The organism is Massilia sp. CCM 8734, assembly GCF_011682155.1.
Lineage (GTDB): Bacteria > Pseudomonadota > Gammaproteobacteria > Burkholderiales > Burkholderiaceae_D > Telluria_A > Telluria_A rubra.
In genome coordinates, this window is record NZ_WHJI01000030.1 from 18,778 (window position 1) to 31,006 (window position 12,229).

A 12,229-nucleotide genomic window follows, 5' to 3' on the forward strand; every position below is an offset into this window, starting at 1 on the left:
GGCGTGCATGCCGGGCCTACTCAGAACTTGTAGGTCGCCCTCACGTAAAAGGTGCGCCCGATCGGGTCCGTATAGCGCGGATCGTAGCCTTGCTGGAACGTTGTGCTCTGCAAGGTGAAAGGCGGGTCGTCGTCCAGCAGGTTCTTCACCCCGGCCGTCACGCTGACCTTCTGGTTGGCCGTGTACGTGCCCGCCAGCGTCCAGGTCGAGTAATGTCCCACGCGTCCGGGCACCACGCCATCGGCGTCGGGCTGGTCGTCATAGCCGGACAGGTAGCGGTTGGACAAGGTCATGTTCACCGGACCCCGGGTCCAGCCCAGGGTGGCCGTGTGGCGCCACCGAAACACCGGGCTGGCGTCGGCAAAGCGGCCCGCGTTGACCGTGAACGGCCCGTTGCGCTCGTTCTGGTAGTCGTAGCGGTCGACATAGGTGCCTTCCACCCCAACGGTGAAATTGCCGAATTGACCGCGCTGCAAGCGCCACAGCAGGCCCAGGTCCACCCCGCGCGTCTTGACCTCGCCCAGGTTCTGGGTGATCGCCAGCACGTAATCGAGCCGGGTGCGGGCGGCATTGTAGAAATACAGGTTCTGGTATTTCTGGTAGTTGCTGAAGATCGATTCCTCGGCCAGTGCGCTGATCTGGTCCTTGAGCCGGATATCCCAGTAGTCGCCGGTCAAGGTCAGGTTGTTGGTCGGCTCGAGCACGATCCCGGCGCTGTAGGTGCGCGAGCGTTCCGGCTTGACGTCCGGATTGCCGCCGCCGCGGATGTTTTGTTGCTGGTCGCAGGAAATGTTGGGATTGGCCCCCGGCGCTGGCGTGCCGCCAGGGCACAGCACCGGATCGTTCCAGGAATTGCCGGTATTGGTGGTGGTCTGCGGCCCGTGCAGGTCGTACAGGGTGGGTGCGCGGAAGCCCTTGTTGAACGAGCCGCGCAGCAGCACCTGCTTGCTCGGCTGCCAGCGCAGCGCCACCTTGGGATTGAAGCTGTGGCCGAAATCGGTGTAGTCGTCGTAGCGCGCGGCCAGGTTCACTTCCAGGTCCTTGATGACCGGGATGTTGAGCTCGGTGAAAACAGCGCCGATATTGCGGCTGCCGCTCTGGTCCTGGGCGTCGGCGTAGCCGGAACTCGATGCCTGGCTGGCCAGCGCGCGGTTGACGCGGTAATCGGCTTCGTCGCGCCGGAATTCGCCGCCGAGCGCGAAGCCGAGCGCGCCTGCGGGCAGGGTCATCAGTTCGCGGCTGGCCTTGAAGTCGATGGCGCCGCTCTTGATCTTGGCGCGCAAATATTCGCCCTGAAGCAGCGACTGGCGCAGGAAGTCGTTGCCGGCAGGCGTTTGTTCGCCGAAGGGGTTGAGTAAGCCGTTGCCGACGCCCTCAATGATGCGCGCATCGACCACGTAGCCGTTGGTGAACGCGCTGCGCGCCCGCCCCACCGCATACGACAAGCCAAGGTTGTAGTCCCAGCCGCCGGCCGTGCCCTCCATGCCGGCCAGCAGGCGGTCGGTCAGGCTGACGTCGAGCCCTTCGCGCTTGCCCGTCACCAGCGGGCGCCAGCTGACGTCGAGCGGCTCGCCGGTCAGGCCGGCCACGGCGGGTGTAATGCCGGCGCCGGGATAGAAGGGGCTGGTATTGCTCATGGTCAGGCCGATGCCGGCCAGCGGCGGCGGCGCCACGCGCGCTTCGTTGGTGCTGCGGCTGTGCAGGTATTCGAGGGTGGCCGTGTGCTCGGTCCCGAGTTTCTTGCTGAAGCGGCCGAGGAAGGTTTCCTGCTTGGTCAGCGGAATCAGGTCGATGAACTGGGTCGAGTCGAAGCGGCAGTTTGGCGCGCCGCTCAGGTTGGGGATCGAGTAGGGCGGCCGGCAACCGCTGGCATAGCTGGGATTGCCGGCAATGCCTTCGTCGGAGTAGAAGTTGGCCGGGAAGGTGGTGCCGCTGGTCTGGTACAGGCCGCGTTCGGGGCGCACCCCGGTGCGCGCGAAGTCGCGGTCGGTGGCCATGAGAGGGGACTGGCGGTGAAAGTCGACCACGCCGAGCAGGTTGTAGCCGTCGGTGGCCAGGTTGCCCCAGCCGCCGGTGAAGTTGATGCGCTGCTCGTCGGCGCCGCCCGAGCCGGCCGGTTCATGCGCTTCCACGCTCACTTCCATGCCCTGGTAGGAGCGCTTGGTGACGAAGTTGATCACGCCGCCGATGGCGTCGCTGCCGTAGATGGCCGAGGCGCCGTCGCGCAGCACCTCGACCCGTTCGAGCGCGGCCACGGGAATGATGTTCAGGTCGACCGTGTCGGCAAAAAACGGGTGGTTGGCCAGGCGCCGGCCGTTGAGCAGCACCAGGGTCTTGTCGCTGCCGAGGCCGCGCAGGTTGGCCGTGGCGCGTCCGCCCGTGCCGGAACCGACCGACTGGCTCGAACCGGTCGAGGTCTGGTTCATGGGAATGGTGGCCAGCACTTCCTGCACGGTCGAGAGGCCCTGCTTGGCGAAGTCTTCGGCGCGGATGGTGCTGATCGGCAGCGCGGTCTGGCTGGCCAGGCGCTGGCGGATCGAGGTGCCGACGATTTCGACTTTTTGCATCGGCTGCGCGCCCTCGGCGGGGGACTGGGCCTGGGCCGGCAGGGCCAGCACGCCGGCGCCGAGGAGGGCGCCGCCGGCGCACAGGCGGCGAATGGCGGCGGATAAGGCTTTTTCAATCATGGACTGCTCCGGTGGGGTGGTTAAACGGAAGGGGTGTCGCTAAAAGGTGTAACGCACGCCGGCTGTGAAGAAACGCCCGACGGCGCCGGCGTAGTCGAGCGGGTTATAGGCGTTCGCGCCGTAGGTCAGCGGGTCGGGCGGGGCGATCTTGTCGAAAATGTTTTGCGCCGATCCGAACACTTCCATCCGCGTGGTCGGCTTCCAGCGGAACGTCAGGTCGACCGTGGTGAAGGACGGCAGTTCGCAGCCGGCCGGGGCCGGATCGCCGTTGGCGACATGGCTGGCGCAACCGGCCGGGTCGTTCTTGAACAGCGTGTTCTCGAGGTCGCCCCGGTAATTGACGTTGGCCGCCACGCGCCAGGCCGCGCGCTCCCACGACAGACCGAAGTTGACCCGGTCCTCGGGCGTGCCGACGCAGTTGGTGACGTCGCAGTTGCCGTGGGTGCCGGCGAAGTCGCGCGCGCTGCCATCCTGCTCGGTGCGCAGCCACTTGAACAGGTGGGTCCACTTGGTATTGATGGTCACATCGCCGGTGCCGGGTCCGAAGTCGACGCGCTGGGTCAGGTCGAGGTCGGCGCCGCGCACCTCGGTGCGCGCCGAATTGACATAGCTGGCCAGCACCGCCGTGATCGGACCGGGGTCGCCGGGACGGGTGGCGCCGCTGGGATCGCGCGCGATGCGCCCGGCCCGGATGGCGGCGTCGCTCTGCTCCTGGTTGATCTCGTTCTTGCGCTTGATTTCCCACAGGTCGAGCGCGATATTGGTGCGCTTGTACGGGTCCCACACCATGCCGACGTTGACGCTGCGCGATTTTTCGGGCGACAGGGCCGGATTGGGCGAGGTGATGATGGCCACCTGGGCCGGGTTGCAGCCAATGGCCACGCCCAGGTTGCAGCGCAGCGGGTCGACGGCGGTGGAATACGCAGCCAGGCCGCCGACCCCGTTTTCGGCGGTGCTGGGCGCGCGAAAGCCGCGCGCATAGGTGCCGCGCAAGGCGAAGGTGGGCGCCGGGGTCCATTTGACGCCGAACTTGGGATTGTAGGCATCGCCCGCATCGGTGTAGTGGTCGGCCCGCAGCGCGGCCGACAGTTCGACGCTCGGGTGCACCGGCGCCAGCACTTCGCCATACAGCGCGGCCACGTTGCGGGCGCCCTTGTAAGCGGAGTAGCCGAGGCCGATGATGTTGCCGCGTTCGGTGCCGGGAACGGGGGCGAGTTCGGCCGTTTCACGCCGGAATTCGCCGCCGAGCGCGATGCCGAGGGCGCCGCCGGGCAGGTCGGTCAACTGGCGCGAGGCGCGCACGTCAAGCTGGGCAATGCGGCTCTTGGCGTCGTTGTTCAGTGAGGGCGCCAGCGCGGCGTACAGGACCGGCGAGTTCAGGCCGGCGTTCTCGGCGATGCGCCACACGGTGCCGGGCGGCAGCGCGGCGTAGGCCGGGTTGGCGCGTGCCGCCGCCACATTGGCCGAGGTCGGATTGAGCAGCGCGAACAGGACGTCGCGCTGCGGGTAGCTGCTGCGTTCGCTGTCGATCTGGTTTTGCGAGAACAGCAGGGCGGTGTCGAGCTCCCACGGTCCCACGCTGCCCCTGGCGCCGGCCAGCAAGCGCACGAAGTCGGAGTCGATCCTGGTCGCGCGCGGGCCGACGTCGGCCGCCATGTAGCGCAGCCGCGCCGCCGTGCCGAAGTAGGGATTGTCGGGATGGGTCGCGCCCAGCATGACGTTGGCGCTGTTGACCGGGCCGCCCGGATAGCCGACCGCGCCGCTGACCGCCGGCGGCGTCGAGGAAGAGGCCGATTCGCTGCGGTAGAGGTTCAGTTCGGCGTAGGTTTGCACCTCGGGCGTGGCCTGGAAGGTGGAGCGCCCGAAGAAATTGACCCGCTCCTGGCGCGGCTGGACCTGGTTGTACAGTTGCTGGGAATCGACCAGGCAGCCGCCGCCCGGGTCGCCCTGCGGGTGGCGGGTAAAGTTGGCGCAGGCCGCGCCCGGGAAGGTGCGGGTAAAGCCGGCCCCGGCCAGGTTGCCGCGGTTGACGTAGTCGAGCGTATCGGGGTTGCGCACATTGCCGTTGATGGCGTTGCCGGCCATATTGTTGGCGGTGATTGTGCCGGTGCCGCCCAGCGTTTCCTGGGCGCTGAAACCCCAGGGGCGCAGGTCGCCGCGCCCGATGTGCGCGCGCTCGGCGCGGTCGCGGTTCCAGATCTCGGCGCGCCGTCCGTACTCGAGGCTGGCCAGCAGGTTGTAGCGGTCGGCCTGCAGGTCGCCCTTGCCCCAGGTAAGCGAGGCGACGCCGTCGTTGCCGTCGTGCTCGCGCGACTGGCCGAAGCTGGCGCGCACGGTCGTGCCGCGAAAGTCGCGCCGCAGGATCACGTTGACCACGCCGGCGATCGCGTCCGAGCCGTAGATGGCCGAGGCGCCGTCCTTGAGCACTTCGACCCGCTCGACGGCGTCGGTGGGGATGATGTTCAGGTCGGAAAAGACTTTCTGGCCATCGTCGGCCAGGCCGTAGGGGGCCACCCGGCGCCCGTTGAGCAGCACCAGGGTGGAGGCCGCGCCCAGGCCGCGCAGCGAGATGCCGGAGGCGCCGCTGGCGAAGCCGCCGCCGAAGCTCGAGGGCACCGAGCCCTGGTTGTCGACCGCCAGCGTTTGCAGCAGCTCGGCCACGGTGGTCTTGCCGGAACGCTCGATATCGTTGCGGTTGAGGGTGATGACGGCGGCCGCCGTTTCGCGCGTCGCGCGCGGGATCAGGGTGCCGGTGATTTCGACGCGCGGGATGGGGGCCGGCGGCGCCGGTGCCTGCGCGCGCGCGGGGCACGCGAGCAGGGCCAGGCCGGCGGCGCCACCGCCGGCGAACAGACCCCGCAGCGAACGGGACAAGATAGTGTGTTTCATGACAGGCTCCACAAAGCATATGACTGCCCCGTCCGCTTTGAAAAGCCATGATCCAAGTCAATCTATCTGACTGGAAAAGTCGACCACGTTTGATCTGGCGCAAAGTCCGGCAGAGGCTCGGTGACTGAGTTTTGCACCGGGCGCGTTTGCGCAACTGATCTGGATCAAATGTGACAAGCATCGGCGCCGCTGTTGTGGGAACGGCGCAACCGCTTGTGCCGTGCGGTCTTGACGGACGCCGAACAAACAGCTTGCCAAATTGCAGGAATTGTTGTTATAGTCCTTGCACCACTTTCGGATCTTGCCATGCACAACGTCGTTTTCTTTACCTGCTACTTTTACTTTAGCAATTCCAACCCAAAGGCGGTGGAGTAGCGGCAGGTTCACGTAGCAACAACGAGATCTTGCAATATCCAGATAAACCGCCAGCCATGGCGGTTTTTTTTTAGCCCGACCATTTGAATGACCCAGCCACGGAGAACACCATGCCACGCACCGACGATCTACGCATCCGCGAAATGAAGGAACTGACGCCGCCCTCCCATCTGATCCGCGAGTTTGCCTGCGGCGAGCGGGCCGAGCAGACCGCGGCCGGCTCGCGCGTGGCGCTGCACCGCATCCTGCACGGCCAGGACGACCGCTTGATGGTGGTGATCGGGCCGTGCTCGATCCACGATACCCGCGCGGCGATGGAATACGCGCGCCGCCTGGCCGGCGAGCGCGAACGCTTCAAGGGCGAGCTGGAAATCGTCATGCGCGTGTACTTCGAAAAGCCGCGCACCACGGTCGGCTGGAAGGGCTTGATCAACGATCCGTACATGGATAACAGTTTCCGCATCAACGACGGGCTGCGCATGGCGCGCGAGCTGCTGCGCGACATCAACGAACTCGGCTTGCCGGCCGGCACCGAATACCTCGACGTGATCAGTCCGCAGTACATCGCCGACCTGATCAGCTGGGGCGCGATCGGCGCCCGCACCACCGAGTCGCAGGTGCACCGCGAACTGGCGTCCGGGTTGTCGTGTCCGGTGGGTTTCAAGAACGGGACCGACGGCAATATCAAGATCGCGGTGGAAGCGATCAAGGCCGCTTCGCAGCCGCACCACTTCTTGTCGGTGACCAAGGGCGGCCATTCGGCCATCGTGTCGACCAACGGCAACGAGGATTGCCACATCATCCTGCGCGGCGGCAAGACCCCGAACTACGACGCCGCCAGCGTGGAACTGGCTTGCCAGCAGATCGCCGCGCAAGGCCTGGCCGCGCGCCTGATGATCGACGCCTCGCACGCCAACAGTTCCAAGAAGCCGGAAAACCAGGTGCCGGTGTGCGCCGATATCGCGGCCCAGGTGGCCGGGGGCGATGGCCGCATCGTCGGCGTGATGGTGGAGTCGCACCTGGTGGCCGGGCGCCAGGACCTGGTGCCGGGCAAGGAACTGGTGTACGGCCAGTCGATCACCGATGGCTGCATCGACTGGGACAGCAGCGTGGCCGTGCTCGAAGGCCTGGCCGAGGCGGTGCGCCAGCGCCGCCAGGGTGCGCAGGGCTGACGCCAGCGCGACCGGGTATGCACGACTGAATATGCACGACTGACTCAGTCCGCTGCACTGAACCGCGCGCTTGCTGTTGCATCCGCGCGGCGTCCTGATACGGCCTCACGGCGGCGCTGCCGCCCGTTCAACATTCCCACGCCGCGACCGGCGCCCATTTTGCACGCCGCCATGCACAGCATGGCGCGCTTCGACGCGCCACTTTTCCAGCGGGCGCGGCTGTGCATTGCCAACACCTGCAATTCATTACCTTTATTCAATCACATATTCGTGTTCCGTATGCAAGAAACTACAATGCAATCGTATGCACGCGACCACGGCTGTTGTTTATATACATATTGTGTGTTTACCGTTGACATCAATTATTCCCATATGTTTCTATCTTGGGCTTGATTGGCAAAAAAGCACAGAAGTGCAACGCCAGTTGGAGAAAGTCGCTTTAAGCGAAGTGAAGAAGTTTCAGCCGACGGAGACAGCATGACCAAGAACTCGGCTGTTGTACCTTGCACCGGCACGTATCCGCGATCCGGAACGTGGCACCGCGAGGTTCGCTACTTAAATTGATGCACCCTCCAAAAGAGATGGTGTTAATACTAATATTATATAAAATCAAGGGATTCACACATGATGACAGAAACCGTTTTATCGCGTTCACTGCGCCTGGTCTTCTCGGGCGGTATCGCAGTCGGCCTCGGCCTTGCGGCATTGCCAGCCGTCGCCCAGACCGCTTCCCAGGACAATTCGATGCAGCGCGTCGAGATCACCGGCTCGTCGATCAAACGCGTCGCCGCTGAAACCGCGCTGCCTGTCACCATCCTTAAACGCGAAGACATCGAGCGCACCGGCGCCACCTCCGCACAAGACCTCGTCAACCTGATTCCGGGGAACTTCGGCGGCGGCGTCACCGCCAACAACGTCGGCGCTTCCGGCGTGCCGTCGACCGCCAACCTGCGCGCCTTGGGCGCCCGCTACACGCTGGTGCTGCTGAACGGCCGCCGCGTGGCCAACTATGCGGTCGGCAACAACCCGGTCGACCTGAACTCGATCCCGCTGTCGGCCATCGAACGCATCGAAGTGCTGCGCGATGGCGCCTCGGCCGTGTACGGCGCCGATGCGGTGGCCGGCGTGATCAACTTCATCCTGCGCAAGGATTACAAGGGCGTGGAAATGTCCGCCTACAAGACCCACGTCGACCAGGGCGGCGGCAACACCAAGAGTTTTAACATCACGGCCGGCTTCGGCGATATCGCGACCGACCGCTTCAACGTGCTGGTCAGCGCCAACCACGAAGAGAACGACAAGCTGACCGCCAGCCAGCGCAGTTTCTCGACCACCTCCGTGCGTCCCGACCTGGGCATCAACAAGGCGTCGCCGCGTAACGGCGTGCCCAACCTGAATTTTAACGATACCCTCGGCAACAAGTACGTCGGCGTCAACCCGTTCCGTTACAAAAATTGCGACAATCCCGAATTCAGCCTGGTGGTCATCAGTGAAAAAGGTTGCGGCACCGACTACGTCAAGTACATCGACCTGATTCCGGAAGCGAAGCACTCGAACCTGGTCTCGCGCGCGGTCTTCAAGATCAACGAGAACCACGAACTGTTCGCCGAAGCTGCCTACACCCGCGACAAGATGATCTCGGCCTCGTCGCCGGCGCCGTATACCATCCCGATGGAGTATCCGGTCAACGGCCGTTTCTATCCGAAGGCGGTTACGCTGCCTAAGGGACTGATCTTGCCGGCTGGGTACAAAATGCCAAATGGCACTGTCACGACGGCGGAAACCGTGCTGGCAGCCGATATGGACGTCACCCCGACCGGTTTGATCAAAGGTACCTGGCGTACCGTCGCCGGCGGTGGCCGCAACGACCTGACCACGACCGAGAACACCCGTATTGTGGTCGGCGCCAAGGGCAATCTGGTGGGCTGGGATTACGAGACCGCGCTGACCTATGGCAAGAACGAAGTCGAAATTTCCTTCGGTCCTGGCCGCTTCAGCTACAAAAAGCTCACACCGCTGGTCGATTCCGGTGAAATCAACGTATTCGGCTCGCAAGACGCGACCAGCCTGGCCGGCCTGCTCGGTTCGCAGCTGAGCGGCTTCCAGAACGGCGGTACCTCGATCTCGAAAGAGTTCGATTACCGCATGTCCAAGGAACTGTTCACCCTGCCATACGGCGCGCTTGGTTTCTCGGTCGGCACCTCGTTCCGCAAGGAAGAGCTGAAACAGGTGTCCTCGCCAGTGCTGGCCGCAGGCGACGAAGTCGGCGGTTCCGGCGAAATTCCGAGCGTGGCGGGCGACCGCGAAGTGTTCGGCTTGTTTACCGAAGCGATCATCCCGGTCTACAAAGACCTGGAGCTGACCGCCGCCGCACGCTACGACAAATACAAGAACGGCTTCGGCACCGAGTTCGACAACATCAGCCCGAAACTCGGCTTCACCTACCGTCCCAGCACCGCTTTCATGATGCGCGGTTCGGTGGCACGCGGCTTCCGCGCGCCTACCTTGGTCGACAACCTCAATCCGAAGGCGCTCAACAACACCTCGGCCAACTTCAGCGATCCGATCCGTTGCCCGAATGGCGTGCGAATCAATGAATCAGTTGGCGAACGGCAGGACGAGTGCGACGTTCAGCTCGATACCCAAAACAGCGGCAATCCCGATCTCAAGCCCGAAAAATCGAAGCAGTTCACGCTTGGCCTGGTATTCCAGCCGAGCGCCAATTTCAGCGGCTCGATCGATTACTGGAACGTAAAGATCAACAAGTCGATCAATGCCATGTCCGAAACCACGGTGTTCAATGATCCGGTCGGTAACCTCGGCCAGTTCTATCGTTACGACCCGGTGGAGGAGGATGCCTACCAGAAGAGGAAAAAAGAAGCCGAACTGGCGAAATTGCCGCCACCGCCACCGACGCCCGGAACCAAGCTCTTGCCGTACAACGGCAGCACCAACAAGGATTTCCCGCTCGCCTACGTGGCCCTGCCACGCGTGAACACGGGTAAATTCTTCGCCGCCGGTATCGACCTGAACTTGAACTATCGCCAGAAACTGGGTGACATGGGCAACATCGGCGCCAACTACGACGTGACCTACTACACCGACCATGGTTACCAGTACGAAGGTTCGCCGGAAGTGAGCGACCTGGGCGACTACAAGGATTTCGGTCCGACCCCGCGCTACCGCCACACCCTCGGTGCGACCTACGCCATCGGCCAGTGGAATGCATCGCTGACGCATAACTACACCAAGGGCTACAAGGATTACACCGATGTGGCTTCCGTCGCCGACGACTACCCGCTGGTACGCAAGGTCGATGCCTATTCGACCTTCGATGCCGCGCTTGGCTGGAAACCGATGAAAAACGTGAGTGTCACCCTGGGCGTGAAAAACCTGACCGACGAAGACCCGCCATCGTCGCGTAACGCAGCCAACTTCCAGGTCGGTTACGATGCGACCTTCACCAACCCGCTCGGTCGCACGTTCTACGCACGTCTGAACTACAAGTTCCTGTAATTGCCGTCGTGCGCGGCGGTTGACAGACAGCCATCGCGTACGGTTGTAAGAAACTTGTAGGACGTTAAAAACCCCGCCGGACTTCTTGTCCGGCGGGGTTTTTTCTTGGGCGTTTGTGTTTGCGAAATATCACCAGCTTGATCTGGCGCAAGCTCGCCCGACCTCACGCACGTAAGCTCTAAAGCGGACTGATCCAGTTCCGTTCCGGAGGACGTATGCAAATCGTGTTGGCCAATCCGCGTGGCTTTTGCGCCGGGGTCGAGCGGGCCATCGAGATTGTCGAACGCGCCCTCGACGTGTTCGGCGCGCCGGTCTACGTGCGCCACGAAATCGTGCATAACCGCCATGTGGTCGCCGCGTTGCGCGAGCGCGGCGCGGTATTCGTCGAGGAACTGGCGCAAGTGCCCGCGCACAGCATCGTGGTGTTCAGCGCGCACGGCATCGCGCCCGAGGTCGCGGCCGAGGCGCGCCAGCGCGGCCTGCACGTGTTCGACGCCACCTGTCCGCTGGTCGGCAAGGTGCACATGGAAGTGGCCCGCCACGCGCGCGCCGGCCGCGAAGTGGTCCTGATCGGCCACGAAGGGCATCCCGAAATCATCGGCACGCTCGGCCACTACAGCGGCGCGGGCGCACGCGCCATCTACGTCGTCGGCAGCGCCGAAGAAGCCGCGCGGCTGCAAGTGCAGGACGGCACGCGCCTGGCGTACGCCACCCAGACCACGTTTTCGATCGACGACATCAAGCCGATCCTGCAAACGCTGCAAGCACGCTTTCCGGCGCTGCTCGGGCCGCGCAAGGAAGACATCTGCTACGCCACCCAGAACCGCCAGTCGGCCGTCAAGGAACTGGCCGCCATCTGCGACCTGATCCTGGTGATCGGTTCGCCCGCCAGCGCCAATTCGCAGCGCCTGCGCGAGATCGCCGCCCAGCAGCAAGTAGACGCCCATCTGATCGATCACGCCGACCAGTTGCAGCGCGCGTGGTTCGAAGGCCGGCGCTGCGTCGGCATCACCTCCGGCGCATCGACCCCCGAAGTCCTGCTCGGGCAGGTGGTGGCGCGCCTGGAAGAGTGGGGCGCCGGCCCGGTGCGCAATCGGCCGGGCGTGCGCGAACACGTGGTGTTCGCCCTGCCGCGCGAACTGGCCGGCGCCGCGCGCTCCGCAACCTGAACTTTATCCTGTGAGGAGAACCATCATGCCCGAACAAACCCTCTCGATCGCGGCCTGGCCGAAACAATCGGCCCAGCTCGAACACACCTTCAAACTCGACAAGCCGTGCCCGGTCTCGATCTCGTTCGAGCCGGCGCCGGCCAACGTGACGCTATCGAGCGACCCGCAGCGTCCGCTCCAGGTCAGCATGAACATGCAGCTGGTCGCGCGCGAGCCGGTACCGGTGTGCATCACCGTGTGCGAACCGATCTGCGCGCGCAGCGATTACACCATCGGCATCGAGGTGTTTGGCAACCCGTTTGCCAGCATCTCGGTGCGCGGCACCACGCGCCTGTTCGCCTGCCGCGACGATACCCCGACGCCCCCGCCGACGCCGGTGCCGGTACCGGGCTGAGGCCGCTGGCGAGGCCCGATCATCCCC

6 protein-coding genes are annotated in these 12,229 nt (G+C 64.4%); 4 read left to right on the plus strand and 2 right to left on the minus strand.

What is annotated here, in order from left to right:
* Positions 1-20 precede the first annotated feature (20 nt).
* Positions 21-2,687 carry a TonB-dependent receptor gene (locus F2P46_RS23840; RefSeq protein WP_166894880.1) on the minus strand — a complete coding sequence of 889 codons (2,667 nt, stop codon included), beginning with the start codon at positions 2,685-2,687 and terminating at the stop codon, positions 21-23.
* A 39-nt stretch (positions 2,688-2,726) separates the two neighbouring features.
* The gene (locus tag F2P46_RS23845) at positions 2,727-5,576 is read right to left on the minus strand and encodes a TonB-dependent receptor (protein WP_166894882.1); all 2,850 of its coding nucleotides are present in this window, start codon (positions 5,574-5,576) and stop codon (positions 2,727-2,729) included.
* Between the two features lie 485 nt (positions 5,577-6,061).
* Here F2P46_RS23845 and aroG point away from each other — a divergent pair, with 485 nt between their 5' ends.
* The 4 genes from aroG to F2P46_RS23865 all read left to right on the plus strand — a co-directional run bounded on the left by aroG (position 6,062) and on the right by F2P46_RS23865 (position 12,202).
* Positions 6,062-7,123: a 3-deoxy-7-phosphoheptulonate synthase AroG gene (gene aroG, locus F2P46_RS23850; RefSeq protein WP_166894884.1), complete on the plus strand. Its 1,062-nt coding sequence runs from the start codon at positions 6,062-6,064 to the stop codon at positions 7,121-7,123.
* A 624-nt stretch (positions 7,124-7,747) separates the two neighbouring features.
* Positions 7,748-10,639 (plus strand): TonB-dependent receptor, encoded by a 2,892-nt coding sequence (locus F2P46_RS23855; protein ID WP_166894886.1) that lies wholly within the window; start codon positions 7,748-7,750, stop codon positions 10,637-10,639.
* A gap of 215 nt (positions 10,640-10,854) precedes the next feature.
* Positions 10,855-11,808, plus strand: a complete 954-nt coding sequence (gene ispH, locus F2P46_RS23860; protein ID WP_166894888.1) for a 4-hydroxy-3-methylbut-2-enyl diphosphate reductase — start codon at positions 10,855-10,857, stop codon at positions 11,806-11,808.
* Positions 11,809-11,833: 25 nt separating this feature from the next.
* Positions 11,834-12,202, plus strand: coding sequence for a hypothetical protein (locus F2P46_RS23865; protein WP_166894890.1), 369 nt, complete (start codon positions 11,834-11,836; stop codon positions 12,200-12,202).
* Positions 12,203-12,229: the final 27 nt, after the last annotated feature.